This is a genomic window from Massilia sp. BGA-UO-ETr-WB1, from assembly GCF_059567845.1.
Window position 1 is genome coordinate 126,225 of sequence record NZ_JCAQOT010000027.1, and the last position, 19,531, is coordinate 145,755.

Annotated in this window: 22 protein-coding genes; 16 read left to right on the plus strand and 6 right to left on the minus strand. The window is 68.4% G+C overall.

The window, feature by feature from the left end; translation table 11 throughout:
* Window positions 1-88 precede the first annotated feature (88 nt).
* A complete protein-coding gene (locus tag AC56DV_RS27520) occupies window positions 89-1,513 on the minus strand; it encodes a cation:proton antiporter (protein WP_496317403.1) in 1,425 nt (474 codons plus the stop codon).
* A 179-nt stretch (window positions 1,514-1,692) separates the two neighbouring features.
* Between AC56DV_RS27520 and AC56DV_RS27525 the strand changes: the two genes are divergently transcribed.
* The 8 genes from AC56DV_RS27525 to AC56DV_RS27560 are packed head-to-tail and all read left to right on the plus strand — an operon-like array spanning window position 1,693 to window position 7,549.
* Window positions 1,693-2,664 carry an urease accessory protein UreD gene (locus tag AC56DV_RS27525; protein WP_496317404.1) on the plus strand — a complete coding sequence of 324 codons (972 nt, stop codon included), beginning with the start codon at window positions 1,693-1,695 and terminating at the stop codon, window positions 2,662-2,664.
* A gap of 8 nt (window positions 2,665-2,672) precedes the next feature.
* A complete protein-coding gene (locus tag AC56DV_RS27530) occupies window positions 2,673-2,975 on the plus strand; it encodes an urease subunit gamma (protein ID WP_057156913.1) in 303 nt (100 codons plus the stop codon).
* 10 nt (window positions 2,976-2,985) lie between these two features.
* Window positions 2,986-3,312, plus strand: coding sequence for an urease subunit beta (locus AC56DV_RS27535; protein WP_496317405.1), 327 nt, complete (start codon window positions 2,986-2,988; stop codon window positions 3,310-3,312).
* A gap of 3 nt (window positions 3,313-3,315) precedes the next feature.
* On the plus strand, window positions 3,316-5,016 hold the full coding sequence (gene ureC, locus AC56DV_RS27540; RefSeq protein ID WP_496317406.1) for an urease subunit alpha: 1,701 nt from the start codon (window positions 3,316-3,318) through the stop codon (window positions 5,014-5,016).
* 10 nt (window positions 5,017-5,026) lie between these two features.
* The gene (gene ureE / locus AC56DV_RS27545) at window positions 5,027-5,578 is read left to right on the plus strand and encodes an urease accessory protein UreE (protein WP_496317407.1); all 552 of its coding nucleotides are present in this window, start codon (window positions 5,027-5,029) and stop codon (window positions 5,576-5,578) included.
* The gene (locus tag AC56DV_RS27550) at window positions 5,578-6,258 is read left to right on the plus strand and encodes an urease accessory protein UreF (protein WP_496318489.1); all 681 of its coding nucleotides are present in this window, start codon (window positions 5,578-5,580) and stop codon (window positions 6,256-6,258) included. Before ureE ends, AC56DV_RS27550 begins: the two co-directional genes overlap by 1 nt.
* A gap of 26 nt (window positions 6,259-6,284) precedes the next feature.
* Window positions 6,285-6,917 (plus strand): urease accessory protein UreG, encoded by a 633-nt coding sequence (gene ureG, locus AC56DV_RS27555; protein WP_057156917.1) that lies wholly within the window; start codon window positions 6,285-6,287, stop codon window positions 6,915-6,917.
* Window positions 6,914-7,549, plus strand: coding sequence for a HupE/UreJ family protein (locus tag AC56DV_RS27560; RefSeq protein ID WP_496317408.1), 636 nt, complete (start codon window positions 6,914-6,916; stop codon window positions 7,547-7,549). Before ureG ends, AC56DV_RS27560 begins: the two co-directional genes overlap by 4 nt.
* On the opposite strand, the gene AC56DV_RS27565 is transcribed toward AC56DV_RS27560, so the two are convergent.
* Window positions 7,546-8,157: a 1-acyl-sn-glycerol-3-phosphate acyltransferase gene (locus tag AC56DV_RS27565; RefSeq protein ID WP_496317409.1), complete on the minus strand. Its 612-nt coding sequence runs from the start codon at window positions 8,155-8,157 to the stop codon at window positions 7,546-7,548. The genes AC56DV_RS27560 and AC56DV_RS27565 overlap by 4 nt on opposite strands.
* Before the next feature lie 324 nt (window positions 8,158-8,481).
* Here AC56DV_RS27565 and AC56DV_RS27570 point away from each other — a divergent pair, with 324 nt between their 5' ends.
* The 7 genes from AC56DV_RS27570 to AC56DV_RS27600 all read left to right on the plus strand — a co-directional run bounded on the left by AC56DV_RS27570 (window position 8,482) and on the right by AC56DV_RS27600 (window position 16,659).
* Window positions 8,482-9,828, plus strand: a complete 1,347-nt coding sequence (locus AC56DV_RS27570; RefSeq protein ID WP_496317410.1) for a sigma-54 dependent transcriptional regulator — start codon at window positions 8,482-8,484, stop codon at window positions 9,826-9,828.
* 338 nt (window positions 9,829-10,166) lie between these two features.
* Entirely contained in the window at window positions 10,167-12,428 is a 2,262-nt protein-coding gene (locus AC56DV_RS27575) for a hypothetical protein (protein WP_496317411.1), read from the plus strand.
* Window positions 12,429-12,529: 101 nt separating this feature from the next.
* A complete protein-coding gene (locus AC56DV_RS27580; RefSeq protein WP_496317412.1) occupies window positions 12,530-12,961 on the plus strand; it encodes a hypothetical protein in 432 nt (143 codons plus the stop codon).
* Window positions 12,958-13,647 carry a C39 family peptidase gene (locus AC56DV_RS27585; protein ID WP_496317413.1) on the plus strand — a complete coding sequence of 230 codons (690 nt, stop codon included), beginning with the start codon at window positions 12,958-12,960 and terminating at the stop codon, window positions 13,645-13,647. The genes AC56DV_RS27580 and AC56DV_RS27585 overlap by 4 nt, the downstream gene beginning before the upstream one ends.
* 10 nt (window positions 13,648-13,657) lie before the next feature.
* Window positions 13,658-14,182, plus strand: a complete 525-nt coding sequence (locus AC56DV_RS27590) for a hypothetical protein (RefSeq protein WP_496317414.1) — start codon at window positions 13,658-13,660, stop codon at window positions 14,180-14,182.
* Window positions 14,183-14,246: 64 nt separating this feature from the next.
* Window positions 14,247-15,611 carry an acetate kinase gene (locus AC56DV_RS27595; protein WP_496317415.1) on the plus strand — a complete coding sequence of 455 codons (1,365 nt, stop codon included), beginning with the start codon at window positions 14,247-14,249 and terminating at the stop codon, window positions 15,609-15,611.
* A gap of 88 nt (window positions 15,612-15,699) precedes the next feature.
* Entirely contained in the window at window positions 15,700-16,659 is a 960-nt protein-coding gene (locus AC56DV_RS27600) for an MBL fold metallo-hydrolase (RefSeq protein WP_496317416.1), read from the plus strand.
* An 11-nt stretch (window positions 16,660-16,670) separates the two neighbouring features.
* Here the strand turns inward: AC56DV_RS27600 and AC56DV_RS27605 are convergent, their stop codons facing one another.
* Together AC56DV_RS27605 and AC56DV_RS27610 are read right to left on the minus strand one after the other, a co-directional pair.
* Window positions 16,671-17,255: a chromate transporter gene (locus tag AC56DV_RS27605; protein ID WP_496317417.1), complete on the minus strand. Its 585-nt coding sequence runs from the start codon at window positions 17,253-17,255 to the stop codon at window positions 16,671-16,673.
* On the minus strand, window positions 17,252-17,845 hold the full coding sequence (locus AC56DV_RS27610; RefSeq protein ID WP_496317418.1) for a chromate transporter: 594 nt from the start codon (window positions 17,843-17,845) through the stop codon (window positions 17,252-17,254). The genes AC56DV_RS27605 and AC56DV_RS27610 overlap by 4 nt, the downstream gene beginning before the upstream one ends.
* A 96-nt stretch (window positions 17,846-17,941) precedes the next feature.
* Here AC56DV_RS27610 and AC56DV_RS27615 point away from each other — a divergent pair, with 96 nt between their 5' ends.
* A complete protein-coding gene (locus AC56DV_RS27615; protein WP_496317419.1) occupies window positions 17,942-18,151 on the plus strand; it encodes a hypothetical protein in 210 nt (69 codons plus the stop codon).
* Window positions 18,152-18,541: 390 nt separating this feature from the next.
* On the opposite strand, the gene AC56DV_RS27620 is transcribed toward AC56DV_RS27615, so the two are convergent.
* Both AC56DV_RS27620 and AC56DV_RS27625 read right to left on the minus strand, forming a co-directional pair.
* Entirely contained in the window at window positions 18,542-19,225 is a 684-nt protein-coding gene (locus AC56DV_RS27620; protein ID WP_496317420.1) for a PAS domain-containing protein, read from the minus strand.
* A gap of 51 nt (window positions 19,226-19,276) precedes the next feature.
* Entirely contained in the window at window positions 19,277-19,477 is a 201-nt protein-coding gene (locus tag AC56DV_RS27625) for a hypothetical protein (RefSeq protein ID WP_496317421.1), read from the minus strand.
* Between the last annotated feature and the right edge of the window lie 54 nt (window positions 19,478-19,531).

Sequence of the window (19,531 nt, forward strand, 5' to 3'; positions counted from 1 at the left end):
CGGCAGGGCCGGCACTTCGGCGATGCCGGCGCGGGCCTGACCAGTGAACCAATTGGAAGTATAGTACAGGTAATTTGAGAACCTGCGGCTAGTCGCTCCAGAATCGGTCGAACAGCGGCTTGACGCTGATGCCGTGCACCGCGATGGACAGCATGATGACCACCAGCGTGATGTCGATCAGGTCCCGCGCCAGCGGCTGGGGCAGGCCGTGGTTGATGGCGTACATCAGGTAGTACACGGAGCCGATGCCGCGCACGCCGAACCACGCGCTGATGCCGCGCACCCGGCCGCGCACGGTGGAGCGCGCCAGCCCGAGGTAGACGCTCAGCGGCCGCGCCACCGCGAACAGGAACAGCGCCGTGCTCCAGGCGCGCCAGTCCCACGCCTGCGCCGTGACCGCGCCGCCCAGCAGCAGCACCAGCGTCAGCTCCGACAGCCGCTCCAGGTGCTCCTTGAAGATCAGCGATTCGCCGCTGACGGTGAGCGGTGCTTCGGCCGGCGTTTCCGCCGTTGCATCGGCAGCGGCAGCGGACGGTGCCGGCGCGCCGGAAGCGGCGGGCCGGGCATCGCCCTGGCCGGCGGTTGCGGCAGCCGCTCCCGCGCCCGCCGCGCCGGTTGCCGCCGCGCCCGTAGCGCCCGGCGCAGCCGCCTGGCCTGCGCAGGGCGCCTTCAGCAAGCCGTGGCGGTCCTTGCCCGCCCCCGCCAGCACCAGCTCGCGCTGGCGCAGCGCCACGCCGGCGAAGAACACCGCCAGGAAGCCCCACGCGTGCAGCCACAGGCAGGCGCCGTACACCACCGCGATCAGCCCCAGCCCCACCAGGTCGTCCAGCACCTCGTGCTTCGGATCGGTGTTGCGCAGCGCCCAGCCCAGTTGCGCCAGCGCCGCGCCGCCCGCGATGCCGATCAACACCGCACCCACCGTGCCCCACAGCACGTCCAGCGCCAGCCAGCGCCAGCCGAAGTCGCCCAGTTCGTGCAGGCCCAGCAAGCCCAATCCCAGCATCACGAAGGGGAAGGCGCTGCCGTCGTTCATGCCGGCCTCGCTGGTGAGGGCGAAGCGCAGTTTGTCGCGGTCGCCCGCGTGGCGCACCTGCACGTCGGTGGCCAGCACCGGATCGGTGGGCGCCAGGATGGCGCCCAGCAGCACGGCCGCGCCGAGCGGCAGGCCCAGCACCAGCGTGCCGAAGGCCGCCATCAGCCCCACCGAAATGCTCATCGACAGCCACGCCAGCCGCAGCGACGGCGCCCAGCGCGCCAGCGAGAACGGCACCGGCATCTTGACGCCGGCGGAGAACAGCGAAATCAGCACCGCCAGTTCCGTCATCACTTCCAGCACGCCCGCCTGGGCGTAGGGATCGACTGCGAACACGCCGAAGAAGGCCGGCCCCAGCGCCAGCCCCACGCCGAGATAGACGATAGCCGACGTCACCGGCAGGCGCGCCAGCGTGGTGGCGGCCAGCCCGCGCGCGAGCATCAGGCAGCCGATCAGGATGAACCAGAGAGTGGTACTCATGCTTAAACAATATACGCTGTGCCTTGCTGCAATGGCGCGGCATTGCTTTGACCTTGTTTCAATCGTGGCGCCGGGCGGTCCATGCGCCAAGTTGGTGCGTGCGGGCCGAATTGGTGCGCTGCCTGTCGCCGGCGGCGGGGGAATGGCGCACCAGTGCTGGCACGCTACTTGCGTAATGCATGTCCATACATTACGAGACGCAAATCCGCCGCATGCCCGACACCGCCGCCAGCGCCAGCCCGCTTTATAGCGCTACCAGCGTTATCAGCGCCACCAGCACCGCCCCTGCCGCTCCTTCGGCCGGGGAGGGCGCGGCACATCCGCCGTGGCAAGCCAGCCTGTCGCTGCGTTTCGCCGACGACGGCGGCACCACGCGCCTGGTGGAGCGCCGCCACAGCGGTCCGCTGCGCGTGCAGAAGCCGCTGTACCCGGAGGGCGGCGCGGTGTGCCACGCCATCATCGTGCACCCGCCGGGCGGCGTGGTCGGCGGCGACCAGCTGGAACTGGGCGCCACGGTGGGCGAGGGCGCGCGCGCCTTCCTCACCACGCCGGGCGCGGCCAAGTGGTACAAGGCCAACGGCAAGGTGTCGCGCCAGACGGTGCGGCTGCACGCCGGCGCCGGCGCCGCCATCGAATGGCTGCCGCAGGAAACCATCTTCTTCGACGACGCCCACGTGGAGCTGGAGCAGGACATCACGCTGGACGCGGGCGCCAGCTACATCGGCTGCGAAATCCTGTGCATGGGCCGGCGCGCCTCCGGCGAAACGTTCCGCAGCGGCCGCGTGGCGCAGCGCACCCGTATCCGCCAGGGCGCGCGGCTGCTGTGGTGGGAGCAGGGCGCACTGACCCCGAACGGCATCGCCAGCCCGCTGGGCATGGACGGGCATAGCGTGTGCGCCACCTTGCTGGCGGTGGGCGCGCCGTTGCCGGCGGCGGTGCTGGCCGCCATCCGCAGCGGCGGCGCCGACGCCATCGCTGCCGCTTCCGCCTCCGCCGTATTCGGCGCCACGCAAATGAAAGGCCTGCTGGCCGTGCGCTATCTGGGCGACGACAGCGAGGCCGCCCGTGAAATCATGCTGGCCGCCTGGCGCACCCTGCGGCCGCAACTGCTCGGCCGCGCACCCTTCGACCCGCGCAGCTGGCGCACCTAGGACAAGACATGGACCTGACCCCACGCGAAAAAGACAAGCTGCTGATCTTCACCGCCGCCCTGCTGGCCGAGCGCCGCCGCGCGCGCGGCCTGAAGCTGAACTACCCGGAAGCGGTGGCCCTGATCAGCGCCGCCATCATGGAGGGCGCGCGCGACGGCCGCAGCGTGGCCGAACTCATGTCCGACGGCGCGCAGATCCTCACGCGCGCCGACGTCATGGAGGGCGTGCCCGAGATGATTCCCGACATCCAGGTCGAGGCCACTTTCCCCGACGGCTCCAAGCTCGTCACCGTACACCACCCCATACCTTAAGGAGCACATCATGATCCCTGGTGAATTCATGCTCGAAGAAGGAGAGATCGGCCTCAATCAGGGCCGTGAAACCGTCACCGTCGTCGTCGCCAACCGGGGCGACCGGCCGATCCAGGTCGGCTCGCATTTCCACTTTTTCGAGGTCAACCCCGCGCTCTCGTTCGAGCGCTGGAAAGCCTACGGCATGCGCCTGAACATCGCCGCCGGCACCGCCGTGCGCTTCGAACCGGGCCAGACCCGCACCATCGAACTGGTGAAGCTGGCCGGCGACCGCGTGGTGCACGGCTTTAACGGCGCCGTGAACGGCAAGCTGGCCGACACGCCGCCGAAAGCGTAAAACATGGCCACTATCCCGCGCGCCGCCTATGCCGAAATGTACGGCCCCACCACCGGGGACCGCATCCGCCTGGCGGATACTGAACTGTTCATCGAGATCGAGCACGATTACGCCATCCACGGCGAGGAAGTGAAATTCGGCGGCGGCAAAGTGATCCGCGACGGCATGGGCCAGTCGCAGCGCCCGCACGCCGAGGTAATGGACACCGTCATCACCAACGCGGTGATCCTGGACCACTGGGGCATCGTCAAGGCCGACATCGGCCTGAAGAACGGCCTGATCGCCGCCATCGGCAAGGCCGGCAATCCCGACATCCAGCCGGGCGTCACCATGGCCATCGGCGCGGCCACCGAGATCATCGCCGGCGAAGGGCTGATCGTCACCGCCGGCGGCATCGACTCGCACATCCACTTCATCTGTCCGCAGCAGATCGAGGAAGCGCTGATGAGCGGCGTGACCACCATGCTGGGCGGCGGCACCGGCCCGGCGGTGGGCACCGCCGCCACCACCTGCACGCCCGGCCCCTGGCATCTGCACGCCATGCTGAGCGCGGCCGACGCCTTCCCCATGAACTTGGGCTTCCTCGGCAAGGGCAATGCGAGCCAGCCGCTGCCGCTGGAGGAGCAGATCCGGGCCGGCGCCATCGGCCTGAAGCTGCACGAGGACTGGGGCACCACCCCGGCCGCCATCGACAACTGCCTGTCGGTGGCCGACCGCCTCGACGTGCAGGTGGCCATCCATAGCGACACGCTGAACGAGGGCGGTTTCCTCGAGCACACGCTGGCCGCCTTCAAGGACCGCACCATCCACACCTTCCACACCGAAGGCGCGGGCGGCGGGCATGCGCCGGACATCATCGCGGCGGTGGGGCAGGGCAATGTGCTGCCCTCGTCCACCAATCCGACCCGGCCCTACACCGTCAACACGCTCGACGAGCACCTCGACATGCTGATGGTGTGCCACCACCTCGATCCGGCCATCGCCGAGGACGTGGCTTTCGCCGAATCGCGCATCCGGCGCGAGACCATCGCGGCCGAGGACATCCTGCACGACATCGGCGCCATTTCCATGATGTCGTCCGACTCGCAGGCCATGGGCCGGGTGGGGGAAGTCATCATGCACACCTGGCAGACCGCGCACAAGATGAAGGTGCAGCGCGGCGCGCTGGCGCCGGACAGCGCGCGCCACGACAACTTCCGCGCCAAGCGCTACATCGCCAAGTACACCATCAACCCCGCCATCACGCACGGCATTTCGCACGTGGTGGGTTCGCTGGAGGTGGGCAAGATCGCCGACATCGTACTGTGGAAGCCGGCCTTCTTCGGCGTCAAGCCGTCGATGATTTTAAAGGGCGGCATGATCGCCGCCGCGCAGATGGGCGACCCGAACGCGTCGATTCCCACGCCGCAGCCGGTGCACTACCGCATGATGTTCGGCGCCTATGGCGGCGGGCTGCGCAAGTCCTTCACCTTTGTATCGCAGGCCGCGTTCGACGCAGACATCGCCGGCCAGCTGCGGCTGCAGAAGCAGACCATCGCCGTGAAAAACATGCGCGCGCTGCGCAAGAGCGACATGATCCACAACGGCGCCACGCCGCGCATGGAAGTCGATCCCGAAACCTATGAAGTGCGCGCCGACGGCCAGTTGCTGGTCTGCGAAGCGGCCGCCGTGCTGCCGATGGCGCAGCGCTATTTCCTGTTCTGACGAGGCCCGCATGCTCACCCTCCATACCAAACTGCCCGCCAGCGCCGGCCCCGGCGCGGTGCAGCCGGCCGCGCGCCTGGTGCTGCCTTACGAACTGCGCGAAAAATGCCGCCTGCGCGCGGTGCTCAGCAACGGCGAAGAAGTGGGCGTGTTCACCGTACGCGGCACCGTGCTGCGCGACGGCGACCTGCTGGTCGGCGAAGACCGCAGCAAAGTGGTGCAAGTGGTGGCCGCGCGCGAACCGACCTACAAGGTCACCTGCGCCGACGCCCACACGCTGTTGCGCTGCGCTTTCCACCTCGGCAACCGCCACACGCAGGCGCAGGTGGGCGACGGCTTCCTGCGCATCCGCGCGGACGCCGTGCTGAAGGAGATGCTGGCCGGCCTGGGCGCCACCGTGACGGCCGAAGACGCCGCCTTCGAACCGGAATCCGGCGCCTACGGCGGCGGCCATGGCCACAGCCATGACAGCCACGGCGGCCACGGCGGTCACGGCGGCCACCCCTTGGCGCCGATCCCGCTGCGCCAGAAGATCCACCGCCCCGGCGACGGCTCGCCATGATGCAGGCCTCCGCCTTGCTGCACCTGCTGCAGTTCGCCAGTCCGGCCCTGCCGATCGGCGCTTACAGCTACTCGCAGGGGCTGGAGGCCGCGCTGGAATCCGGCGCGGTGCACAACGCGGACACCGCCCGCGCCTGGATCGCGCGCCAGCTGCACGAAGTGATGGCGCAATGGGAAGCGCCGGTCTGCTGGCGCCTGATGCGCGCCTTCCAGCAGCGCGACGCGGGCGCCGTGGCGCAATGGAGCGAGCGCTTCCTGGCCTCGCGCGACAGCGCCGAATTCCGCGCCGAGACCCTGCAGATGGGCTACTCGCTGGCGCGCCTGACCGCCGAACTGGGCATCGCCGACGCCGCCATCACCGCCATGCTGCCGCCGGAAACCGAGCTGGCGTTGCCGGTGGCTTACGCCTGCGCCGTGGCCGCGCTCGACATCCCGCACCGGGAAGCCTTGCTGGCCATGCTGTTCGCCTGGGCCGAGAACCAGGTGCTGGTGTGCGTCAAATCCGTGCCGCTCGGCCAGGTGGCCGGCCAGCGCATGCTGCTGGCGCTGCGCCCCGAGCTGGAAGCGGCCGCGCTGCACGCGCAGCGGCTGGCCGACGAGGACCTGAGCAACTGGGCGCCCGGCCTGTCGCTGCTGTCGATGCGGCACGAAGTGCAGTACAGCCGGCTGTACCGGTCATAAATACCGATCATAAAGAGGACTCACACATGAACCCATCCAATCCGCTGCGCGTCGGCATCGGCGGCCCGGTCGGCTCCGGCAAGACCGCGCTGTGCGAAATGCTGTGCAAAGGCATGCGCGACCACTACGACATGGCCGTCATCACCAACGACATCTACACCAAGGAGGACATGGAGATCCTGCTGCGTGCGGACGCCTTGCCGGCCGAGCGCCTGATGGGCGTGGAGACCGGCGGCTGCCCGCACACCGCCATCCGCGAGGACGCCTCCATCAACCTGGAAGCCATCGCCCGCATGCAGGCCGACTTCCCTGACCTGGACCTGATCCTGGTGGAGTCGGGCGGCGACAACCTGGCCGCCACCTTCAGCCCCGAGCTGTCCGACCTCACCATCTACGTGATCGACGTGGCCGGCGGCGAGAAGATTCCGCGCAAGGGCGGCCCCGGCATCACGCGCTCGGACCTGCTCATCATCAACAAGACCGACCTCGCGCCCCACGTCGGCGCCGACCTGGCCGTGATGGCGCGCGACGCCAAGCAGCAGCGCGGCGCGCGGCCGTTCCTGTTTACCAATCTGCGCAGCGGCGAAGGGGTGGCCGCCGTGATCGACTTCATTCGCGAACAAGGCCTGCTGGAACAGGCGCACAAGGAGCAAGCATGAAAGCAGGCCTGAAACTGAACACCCGCAACGCTGTATCGATGCTGCTCGCCGCCGGCCTGTGCCTGCCGGCGCTGGCCCATCCGGATGGGGCCCACGCCGCCGGCGCCGCGCACGTCCATGCCGCCGACGCCGCGCCGCTGCTGGCTGCCGCCCAGGCCGGCTGGATGGCGGCTTTCCAGTCCGGCTTCCTGCACCCCTTCACCGGCTTCGACCATTTGCTGGCCATGCTGTCGGTCGGCATCTGGAGCGCGCGCCAGCCGCAGGGCAAGGCGCTGCCGCTGGTGTTCCTCGGCGCCATGCTGCTGGGCGCGCTGAGCGGCGTGGCGGGCGCCACCATTCCCGGCCTGGAAGCCGGCATCGCCGCCACCGTGGTGCTGGCCGGCGTGCTGATCGCCATGGCCGCGCGCTTGCCGCTGTGGGCCGGCGCCGCGCTGATCGCCGCCTTCGCTGTGCTGCACGGCAACGCGCACGGCCACGAACTGCCGCAGGCGGGCAGCGCCTTCGGCTTCCTGGCCGCGAGCGGCTTGCTGATGCTGGGGGGGCGCTGGTTCGGCCGGGCGGCCGAACTCGGCATGGTGCGCATCACCGGCGCCGGCATTGCCGCCACCGGCGTGCTGATGATGGCCGCTTAGTTAGGTTTCCGGTCGGACAGCACGATGGGCGCTGCGTTTTCCGGATGCAGGCCCTGGTGGCCCGCATACACCGCGCGGATGGCGGCCATGTCGGTTTCCGGCTCGCCGCTCAGGAACAGATGGTCCTTCACGCCCAGCGTCTTGTTCGGATAATCGATGTACACCAGGCACAGCGGCACCCTGGCCGCCAGCGCCAAGTGGTAAAAACCGCTCTTCCAGCTGTCGCGGTAGCCGCGCGTGGCCTCCGGCGTGATGCCGACCCAGTACCAGTCCGCCGCGTTCATGCGCTCGGCCTGGCGCTGTATCATGCCGGTCTTGGCGCTGCGGTCCACCGGCTCGCCGCCCATGGCGTGGAACCACTTGCCCAGCAGCGGGATCTTGAACAGCGAGTCCTTGGCCAGCCAGCGGAACGGCAGGTCCAGCGCCCATTTGGCGAAGATGCCAACCATGAAATCCCAGTTCGACGTGTGCGGATACACCACGCAAATGCCGCGCGGCCCGGGCAGCGGCCGGTACAGCACGCGCCAGCCGAACAGCGTCAACACGCGCAGCGCGACGCGCTGCCCCAGCTTGGGCAGGTCTGCCGGTTTCAGTTGATCATTGTTCATGGTGACGAGTGCTTGCCTGTGGGAAAAACGCGCCGACATTTTAGCCGGGGGCGGGGGCGCGCCGCAAGCGCGGCAACCACGCAACACTTGGCGGACCCAGCGGACTTGCAACATGATTGAGACGTTGAAATCGCTACCGAATACGTTATATTGATGACAATCGGATCAACAATGCAAGCCGAAGATCACATGCTGCGCCGCCGCCTGGTTGTCGTCTCGGCGCGGCCCATAATGAGCGGGTCTCTGCCCCCGCGTGCTTGCGCGCGCCCTGGCAGCGGCATCGGTGACTGCGCGCTGCGGCACTGAAGTGCAGGGTAGGTAAACATGACCACGAAAACGTTGCTATGCGTAGCGATGGGGGATTTGTCGCCCTTCGATACGGTGGAAGGTGCCATTCACGGCTGGGACATTTGCAAAACCAGCAGTTTGACGGGAGCGGCCAAGCTGTTGCGAGCGCGCCACGTCAGCGTGGCTTTGCTGATGCTGAATTGCGAGGCCCGGGCAGTACCGGAAATCGATGCTTTCCTGCGCGAGCACGGCCATGTGCAATGGGTGGCCGTGTGCCATCCGGCGGTGCTGGAAGAGGAGCGCTACCGCCAGCTGGTCAGCGAACACTGCTGCGATTTCCACACGTGGCCGGTGGACGGCCAGCGCCTGCAGCACACGCTGGGGCATGCGCACGGGCTGGCGGCATTGCACCGCGCGCCGCGCGCCCCTGTGGCCGTCGGCAAGCGCCTGGTGGGGCGCGCGCCGGCCACCCAGCGCCTGCTGGTCCAGACCGCCCGCGTGGCGCCGGTGCGCGCCCCGGTGCTGATCTGGGGCGAGAGCGGCACCGGCAAGGAACTGGTGGCGCAAGCGGTGCATGAGCAGTCGCCCTATGCGGACGGCCCATTTGTCCCCATCAATTGCGGCGCCATCGCTCCCGGCCTGGTGCAGTCCGAACTGTTCGGCTATGAACGCGGCGCCTTCACCGGCGCCAACCAATGCCGCCCGGGCCTGCTCGAATCGGCCAACGGCGGCACCATCTTCCTCGACGAAATCGGTGACCTGCCGCTCGGCATCCAGGCCAACCTGCTGCGCTTCCTGCAGGAGAAATCGGTGCTGCGGGTGGGCGCCACGCGCGCCGTGCCGGTCGATGCGCGCGTGATCGCCGCTTCCCACGTGGATCTGGAGGCGGCCGTGTCCTGCGGCGCGTTCCGGCAGGATCTGTTCTACCGCCTGAACGTGCTGACCATCGCGGTGCCGCCGCTGCGCGAGCGCAAGGAAGACTTGGAATTGCTGGCGGCCCACTTCTTCGAGCGCTATGCGGCCGAGCGTTCGCCGCGCCTGCAGGGCTACTCCAGCGCCGCCCACGCAGCCATGCGCCGGCACGACTGGCCGGGCAATGTGCGCGAGTTGATCAACCGGGTCCGGCGCGCACTGGTGATGGCCGAGGGGCGCCTGGTGCAGCCGGCCGACCTCGGTCTGGCCGACGCCGGCGACGGGCCGGTCGACTGCGTGCCGCTGGGCGGCGTGCGCGTGCGCGCGGAGCGGCAGGCGATCGAAGTGCGTTTGCGCAATGGGAAGAGTGTGACACGGGTGGCCCAGGAACTGGGCGTGTCGCGCATGACCTTGTACCGCCTGATGGCCAAGCACGGCATCGACGTCCCTTCCCGCAGCCGCGCCAAGTAGGCGGCGCGGCCCAACGGCCGCGCCGGCCTGGCACAGATTTGTGACATTTCCCCCTGTTCACGGGCCGCCCTGGCCACCCAAGAAATCAAGCACTTGAGCTAACTCAACCGTAAAGGGCGCGGCTGAATTTGTCACAGCCGTGTGACGCACGCGTGCCACATTTTTCCCAGGCGCAGGCGCGGACCTTCCAAACACATCCGCGTTCGGATAATTCCCTTGTTTTTCAAAGAGTTACAAAACACCGAGCCACTGGCATCACTTATGCATAGGTAGATGGCCGGATCGATAATGTTTCGGTTAACCATCTTTCTAGAACCTAACCTGGTGAGGCAAGGAAAATGAAAAGAACGATACTGGCGAGTGCCATCGCGATGCTGTTCAGCGTACACGCTTACGCCCAAACGACAGATGCCCGTAACAATCTCAACCAAAGCGGTGCCGGCGCCTTCGCGACCGACCAAGCTTCTGCGCAGCAAGACAGTAGCAGCAACCGCAACAACAACAACAACACCGACGGCACGGCGCGCGCGCTGGCCCAAGGCTCGGCGGCAGCCAACAACGGCGGTACCGCCACTGCCAACCTGAGCAACTCCTTCAATACCTCGTCGGCGACCGCGATCAGCCGCCTGAACGGCACGGTCAGCGGCAACCAGATTTCCAATATCGGCAACCAGGCCCGCAATGACGGCGGCACCAGCGGCGGCGTCGGCTATGGCGGCGTGGGCGGCAACGCCAGCGGCGGCGGCAACAACGGCGCCAACGGCGGCAACGGCGCCAGCGCCACGGGCGGCGCCGGCGGCGCCGGCGCGGCGGCCCAGGGCGGCGCAGGCGGGGCGGGCGCATCGGCCAGCACCGGCAGCGGCGGCAACGGCGCCGGCGCCACCGGCGGCAACGGCGGCAACGGGGCCAGTGCGAACGGCGGCGCGGGCGGTGCCGGCGCCGCAGGCGGCGTGGCCACGACCGGCAGCGTGACGTCGGGCAGCGCCAGCGGCGGTTCGGCGCAGGGCGCCGATGGCGGCGCGGGCGGCGTCGCCACGGGCGCCACCAGCGGCGCAGGCGGCGCGGGCGGTAGCGGCGGCAGCGGCGCCAGCGGCGGCCTGGCCGGCGCCAGCGTCGGCGGCGGCGGCGGCAGCGGCGGCGCGGGCGGTGCCGCCAGCGGCGGCGCGGGCGGCTTCACCGGCAACGCCGCGGGCGGCGCCGGCGGCAGCAGCGGCATGGCGTCGGGCGCCGACGGCGGCGCCGGCGGCAGCAATGGCAGCGCCAGCGGCGGCGCGGGCGGCTTCACCGGCAACGCCAACGGCGGCGCCGGCGGCACCAACGGCAACGCGAACGGCGGCGCCGGCGGCGGCAGCGGCATGGCCTCGGGCATCGGCGGCGCCGGCGGCGGCACCGGCGATGCGAACGGCGGCTCCGGCGCCGGCAGCGGCGCGGGCGCGTCGGGCGGCAACGGCGCTGCCGGCGGCTCCGCTGCCGGCGGTTCGGCCAGCACCAGCGCGGCTGCCAATGGCGGCTCTGGAGCGGCTGGCGGGGCAACCAGCAGCAACGGCGCTACCGGCGGCGGCGGCCTGGGCGGCAGCACGCCTGCCATCAGCGGCAACCAGACCTCCGGCGCGACCGCCGGCAACGGCACCGGCGGCGCCGGCGGCGGCGGCGGCAACAGCTCGACATCGGGTGCCGGCACGGGCGGCGCAGGCGGGGCCGGCGCGGCAGGCGGCAGCACCGGCGCGGGCGGCAGCGGCGCCATGGCCAGCAACACCGGCGGCGCCGGCGCCACAGGCGGCGGCAACACCAGCGGCGCGGGCGGCGGCGGGGCGGCGGCGTCCAACACCAGCGGCGCCGGCGCGGCGGCGTCGAATACCGCCGGCAACGGCGCGGCAGCGTCCAACACCAGCGGCGCGGGCGCGGCGGGCGGCGGCAATAGCACGGGCGCGGGCGGTGCCGGCGCCATGGCGTCGAACACCGGCGGCGCCGGCGCGGCGGCAACCGGCGGCGCCGGCGGCGGCGGCGCAAGCGGCGGCAACGGCAGCAGCACCGGCGGCGCCGGCGGCAACGGCGCCGGCGGCGCGGCGGGCGGCAACAGCGGCATGGCGCAGAACAACGCCGGCGCAGGGGCGGCAGGCGGCAGCGCCACCGGCGGCAACGCGGGCAGCGGCGCGGCCAGCAGCGGCGCCGCCACGGCGGGTAACGGCGGCGCCGGCGGCGCGGGCGGCGGCGGCAACACCGGCGGCGCAGGGGCTGCCGGCGGCAGCGCCACGGGCGGCGCGGGTGCGTCCAGCGGCAACGCCACGGCCGGCAACGGCGCGGCCGGCGGCGATGCCACCGGCGGCGGCGGCGCGGCCGGCGGCAATGCCACTGGCGGCAACGGCGGCAGCGGCGGCACGCAGACCGCAGGCAACGCGACCGGCGGCGCCGGGGCCGGCGGCACGGGCGGTGCGGGCGGGGCCATCTCCGTCAGCGCCGGCGAGTTCAACATGTCCAACACCATGTCCAGTGTCGGCCAGTCGGCGGCAGGCATCATGACGGTCAGCCAGAACAACGGCTTCTCTTCGCTGATACAGCAAAGCGTCAACGTGCAGGCCAACCTGTCCGTGGGCCGGTGAGCGGGGCTGCCGCTGCGGGCCGCGCCTCGGGCGCGCCGCAGCGGCGGGGCCGGCGGCCTCCAGCGCGGGGCCGCCGGCCATGGTTTGAACGGGAGGTAGACATGTTATATGTATCCAGACCGGGATGGACGGCGTCGCTCCTGACCCTGTGCCTGCACGCAGCGGCCCAGCAGGCGCCGTTGCCGGAATCCGCACCTGCACCGCCGGTGCCTGCCGCGATTGTGGCGGTTGACCAGGCGGCCGCACCCGCGCGCAGCATCGGCGGAACGGCGCAGCGCGATGACGGCATACTGGGCGTGGCGCTATTGGAGGCGCGCCTGGAACACCTGCGCGGCGGGAGTGCTACGCCGTGGAGCGATATGAAGCTGAACGGGGCGGTCAGCGGTAACAGCGCCATGGCTGTTACCACCGGGGCGAACGTGATCACCGAGGGGGCGTTCAGCAATGCGTCCGGCTTGCCGATGGTGATACAGAACTCCGGTGCCAATGTGCTGATCCAGAACGCAACCATCGTTAATGTTCAATTCAAATGAACGCGCAGCATGCCCGCTGTGTTTATGGCGCCGCACTGTTGGCGGCGGCGGTGGCGGCTTGTCCCGCCGCCGAGTTGCCCAGCATCGGCGGCGCCACTTATCACGTCCGGGTCGCCAGCCTGAAGGAAGCGCGCTACCGCTCGACCGTGCGCCAGCAGTACGACTACAGTTGCGGCTCGGCTGCGGTGGCGACGTTGTTAAGTTACCACTTCGATCATCCGGTTTCCGAGCAGCTTGCGTTTGATCAAATGTACCGCACCGGCGACCAGGAACGCATCCGGCGCGAGGGCTTCTCCCTGCTGGACATCAAGCGCTTCCTGGCCAGCCGGGGTTTCGCGGCGGACGGTTTCGAACTGCCGCTGGAAAAACTGGCCGAGGCGGGCCTGCCCGCCATTGTGCTGGTGGCGGAGAAGGGCTACCATCATTTCGTGGTCATCAAGGGCGTGCGTCCCGACCGGGTGCTGCTGGGCGATCCGTCCGGCGGCACGCGCGCCGTGGGACGCGGCGCGTTTGACGCCATGTGGCAAAACCGGCTGCTGTTCGTGGTGCACGGGCGCCCCGGCAAGCCGCGCTTCAACGAGGCGGCGGACTGGCAGGTGGCGCCGCGCGCCGCGCCGGACCAGGTGCTGGAGCGCGACAGCCTGTTGCGCGTGACCCTGCCCAAGCTGGGCGACGGCAATTTTTAAGGAGGCTGGCATGAGACGCTTGCGCTGGATCGCGGCCGCCGCGTGCGGCCTGATGTGCGGCCCGATATTCACGGCCGGCGCCGCCGACGGCGGCCCCGGCTCCGGCCCTGGCTTGGACTGGACGCCGGTTCCCGACAGCGCGCTCGAGGACGTGCGCGGCGGTTTCGACCTGGGCGGCGGCATGGTGGTCTCGCTGGGCGTCGAGCGCCTGGTGTCCATCAACGGCAGCACCGTGGCCAGCAGCCAGTTCAGTATTGCCGACCTGTCGCGCATCACCGCCGGCGAGGCGCAGCTGGCGCGCGAGGCGGTGCCGCAGTTCGCCGTGGTGCAGAACGGCGCCGGCAACAGCGCCTTGCTGCCGGCCGCAGGCGTGCAGGCCATGTCGGCGCTGCTGATCCAGAACACCATGAACGACCAGGCCATCCGCAGCCAGACCACCATCAATGCGTCGGTCAGCAGCCAGGCGCTGCTGACGGCGATGAATTTCGAAGGCAGCATGCGCGCCGCGCTGGCCGGCGCGCTGGCTCCCCGCTGAGCGCTCCCGCGCCGCCGGGACGCCGTTCGCAACAGTTTCTTTCACTGTCGATAATGGGGGATGTATGCACCTAGTACGAGTGTTGCGCGCCGGCTCGGCTGGCATGTCCATGATAGTTTGCAGTGCGCTGGCCCAGGGCCAGCCGGAGACGCCCGGAATGGCCGAACTGGCCGCCGAACTGGCTGCGGTCAAGCGCCAGCTGGCGGAGCAGCGCGCATTACTCGACACCCTCAAGCAGCAAATCGCCGAGCAGCAGCGCGGCGTCGCCGCGCTGCCGGCGCCGGCAGCCGCAGTACAGCCCGCGCCGGCGGCCGTGCCGGCCGAACGCCTGGCCAGCCAGCGCGGCGCCGGGCCGGCCGGCGGCGGCCAGGCGCCGGCCGAGGCGCCCGCCGCGCCGGCCCAGGCGGGACCGCAGCGCCCGGCCGAGAACCGGCAGGCCGCGGTGGGCCAGGCGCCGCAGCGCGACGGCCGCCCGCCCGAAGTGGCGCCGCTGTTCGAGCAGCCCGGCGTGCTGACCCCCAAGGGCCGCTATGTGCTCGAGCCGTCCTACCAGTTCGGCTACTCGTCGAGCAACCGCGTGGCGCTGGTCGGCTACACCATCATCCCCGCGCTGCTGATCGGCCTGATCGATGTGCGCGAACTCAAGCGCAACACCATGACCGCCGCGCTGGCCGGCCGCTACGGCCTCACTTCGCGCACGGAGGTCGAAGTGCGGGTGCCCTATGTCTACCGCAGCGACTCCACCGTCAGCCGCGAGATCTTCACCGGCACGGCGGTGGAAAACGTGTTTTCCACCAGCGGGCGCGGCATCGGCGACGTGGAACTGGCGCTGCGCCACCAGCTCAACGACGGCGGCGTGGACAAGCCATATTACGTGGCCGGCCTGAAGCTGAAAAGCCGCACCGGCAAGGATCCGTTCGAGGTGGTGACGGACTGCGCCGTGCGCTGCGTGGGCCCGAACGCGTCCGGCACCGGCTTGCCGCTGGACCTGCCGACGGGGTCGGGCTTCTACGCGGTGCAGCCCAGCGTGACGTGGCTGTTCCCGTCCGACCCGGCCATCTTCTTCGGCAGCTTCAGCTACCTGCGCAACGTCAAGCGCAGCAATGTGCGACGCATGATCCTGAACGGCGAATGGGAAGACCTGGGCACCATCAAGCCGGGCGACGTGATCGGCTTCAATTTCGGCATGGGCCTGGCGCTCAACGAGAAGGCCTCGCTCAGCCTGGGCTACAACCACGACACCGTGGCGCGCACCAAGCAGAACGGCGTGGCCGTGCCCGGCTCCGTGCGCACCCAGCTGGGCACCTTGCTGATGGGCTTTTCCTACCGCTTCAACGACAAGCGCTCGCTCAATGTCTCGGTCGGCGCCGGGCTGACGCGCGACACCCCGGACGTGACGCTGTCGGTGCGCATGCCGATCAACTTTTAAGGGTATCCGCACATAAATCGTATTTTTACGATATGCTCATGTTCCTGGTTATTCTGACCATTTAGACAATCACTCAACAAGGGAAAACATGATCTCTCGCCGCATTCCAGCCGCCAGCCTGGCTTTCGCCATCGCCGCCATCCTGGGCCAGGCGCCCGCATACGCCGCCGCGCCGCTGGCCAAGACCCAGGCGCCCGGCTACTTCCGCATCATGCTGGGCGACTTCGAAGTGACCGCGCTGAACGACGGCACGGTGGACCTGCCGGTCGACAAGCTGCTGCACGACAAGCCGGCCAAGACGCAGCAGGCCCTGGGCAAGTCCTTCCTGAAAACGCCGCTGGAAACCTCGGTCAACGGCTACCTGGTCAACACCGGCAGCAAGCTGGTGCTGATCGACACCGGCGCCGCCGGCCTGTTCGGTCCCACGCTGGGCAAGCTGGTGGCCAACCTGAAAGCGTCCGGTTACCAGCCGGAACAGGTGGACGAAATCTACATCACCCACTTGCATCCGGACCACGTGGGCGGCGCGGCTGCGGCAGGCAAGGCTGCGTTCCCGAACGCCGTGCTGCGCGCAGACAAGCACGACACCGATTTCTGGCTGAGCAAAGTGAATCTGGAGAAAGCGCCGGCCGACAAGAAGGGCTTCTTCCAGGGCGCGATCGCATCGGTGTCGCCGTACAGCGACGCAGGCAAGCTGAACCCGTTTGAAGGCAACACCGAGCTGGTGCCCGGCATCAAGGCCGTGACCCGCTACGGCCACACGCCGGGCCACACCACCTATGTGGTGGAAAGCAAGGGCCAGAAACTGGTGCTGCTGGGCGACCTGCTGCACGTGCAGGCGGTGCAGTTCGACGATCCTTCCGTGACCATCGACTTCGACAGCGACAGCAAAGCGGCGCTGGCGCAGCGCAAGCTGGTGTTTGCCGAGGCGGCCAAGCAGGGCTACCTGATCGGCGCCTCCCACCTGCAGTTCCCAGGCCTGGGCCACATCCGCAGCCAGGGCAAGGGTTACCAGTTCGTGCCGGTGAACTACACCATCCCGCGCTGAGTTAAGCCGACTTAGACCAGCCCGAACCAGCCCAGCGCCGCGCCCGCAGCCAGCAGCCACAGCAAATGGAGGCGGGTGCGCCAGATCACCAGGCCGGCGGCGGCGGACAGCGCCCACAGCGGCCAGTGCTCGGCGGTGCCGGCGTTGGCGGTGGCCAGGATGATGCCGGTCGACACCAGCAAGCCCACCACCACCGGCGCCATGCCTTGCTTGAAAGCGCGCACGCCGCGCCGTTCGCGGTTGCGGTGCAGCCATTGCGCCGCCAGGTAAGTCAGCGTGGTGCTCGGCAGCATGATGCCGGTCATCGTCACCAGCACGCCCAGCACGGCGGCCAGCCAGCTGCCCGCGTTCAGCCCCACATTCCAGCCCATCAGCGCCACGAACAGCACGTTCGGTCCGGGCGCGGCCTGGGCAATGGCGATGGCGTCGTTGAACTGCGCCGGCGTGAGCCACTGGTGCTGCTCGACCAGGTAGCGGTGCATCTCGGCGGTGGTGGAAATGGCGCCGCCGATCGACATCAGCGACAGCAGCATGTAATGGCCGAACAGGCTGATCCAGTCGCTCACGCTGAGCACGATGTGGATGGGTGGCGTCATGTCTTGATCCTGCGGTAGGTGAGGGCGCAGCACAGGCCGCCAAGGCCCAGCAGCACATAGGCCAGCGGCACGCGCAGAAAGGCCACCAGGGCCACGCCGAGCACGGCGGCCGGTAAGCTCCAGGCCAGCGGCAGCGGATGCTTGCGCAGCGCCGTGGCAAGCTTGAGCCCGGTTGCCCCTATCATGCCGGCTGACACCGCCGCCATGCCGCGCAGCGCGCCCTGCACGCCGGGGTGGCTGGCGTAGTGCGCGTGCAGCACCGCCAGCATCAGCACCACCAGCAGCGGCACGGCCAGCATGCCGGCCAGCGCCGCCATCGCGCCGCGCAGGCCGAAATAACGCGCCCCGATCACCAGCGACAGGTTGACCACGTTGGGCCCGGGCATGATTTGCGCGACCGCCCATTCCTCCAGGAATTCCTCCTGCGTCAGCCAGCGCTTGCGCTCGACCATCTCGCGCTGGACCACGGCCAGCACGCCGCCGAAGCCTTGCAGTGCGAGCAATGTGAAGGAGAAGAAGAGGTCGCCGAGCGACTTGGGACGGGGGCGCGGCGCGTCCGTTTCAAGATGGAATTCATTGCTGGATATCATGCTGGCATTATCCTTGACTTTGGGATTTATTGTTCGATACTCCTTTCACCGGGCTTCACCGACCCGCCCGACCTGTGAAGGATGATGATGGATGCAATGACACTTCCCGCCCAGACCGTAAGGCTGGCGCCACCTCAACAGCGCTCGGATGAGCGCTGCAGCGAGATCGTGAACAAGGGCATCGCAGTGCAGAACTGCTTCAGCACCTTGTGCGCGATAGAGTATCTCAAGTCCAACAATGTCCGGCCGGACGTCATCGAGCGCGTGTTGCTGCACCCCGATTTGCGCCGAAAATTCCCCCATTAAGCCCTAACTTCCGCAATTTTTTGCCCGGTGCCGCAACGCTGCCGCACCGGGCCTACTTATGCACAAAAATTGATAATAAGAAAATGCGTAAAAATATTTTCCGGCGGCTTTGCATGTTGCGCTAAGTGGTTGATTTATAAGGGTATAAAATCTGCCTTTTGAACGGGCAGTTTGTAGAAAAGCCCATAGATACGGGCTGTATGGGCTGTCAAGTGGGCCTTATCCACAAAGATATCCACATTCGCTGTGGATATCGGAAAAAGCGCTTCAGAATCCGCCACTTAGCGCATGGGAGTAGCGAGATGCCGGCGTTTACGGGGCAAGATGCAGGGAGTTCGGGGAAAGATAACTACTGTACGGGTGTACAGTGGTTTGCCGGGCTTGCTGCGCTCAGTCCGCGCCGCCGTCCGGCTCGGTGCTCAGCACCAGCTTGCGGCCCAGCAGTTCCGCATCCGGCGCGCCGAGCAGTGCGGCGGCCATCTGGTTCAGCTCCAGGATGCGGCGCTGCTCGTCCAGCACGAAGCGCACGCTGTTGTCGAGCTGGGCTTGCACCTCGGCCAGGTGGCGCTCCGCCTCCACCAGGTTGGCGTAGCCGCGCAGCGAGGAAATCACCGTGGTGAACAGCTTGCGCGTGGTCAGGTCGCTCTTGCACCAGAAGTCGTTGATGTCGTAATCGAGGATGATGCTGTGCTCCAGCGCCTGGCCGGGTTGGCCGGTGCGCAGCACGATGCGCACCAGCTTGTTGTGCAGTTCGTCGCGGATCTGGCGCGCCACCTTCAGGCCCGCCTCGCTGGTTTCCATGATCACGTCCAGCAGTACCAGCGCCACGTCCGGCGTGGTGCGCAGGATGTGCAAGGCCTCGTCGCCGCTATAGGCGTGCAGGAAACTCAGGCGGCGTCCCTGGAAACAGGCGTTGCTGAGGGAAAACTTGGTGACCACATGGACGTCCACGTCGTCGTCGACTATCAGGACGCGCCAGGGCGCGAGGATGGGCGCGGGGCCGGGCTGGCCCGCATTGGCAGGCATATCTTCTTCTATCATCCAGTCGGCGCTGGTATCTTCTTTCACGTCCATGCACAATCCCGTGGGCTAGTAAATCTGTGAGTGCATCTGCTTCCGTCAACACTATTCCTTGCCTGCATTTTTGTCAAAGGATTCTATTGGGCATCCCCCGGCAGGCTGAAATATTTTTTCAACTGGCAAAAAACCAGTCGGCGATGCGTCCAGATGTCTTTCTAAGTGGTTGATTTTATTGGGTTTAAAAACTGCCTGCCAAATTGGCATTTTATTGAAACCCGCGCCAATACTGGCTTTGCGGGCTGTCAAGTGGCACTTTTCCACATCGTTATCCACAGTTGATGTGGATAAGCTGAAAAAGCG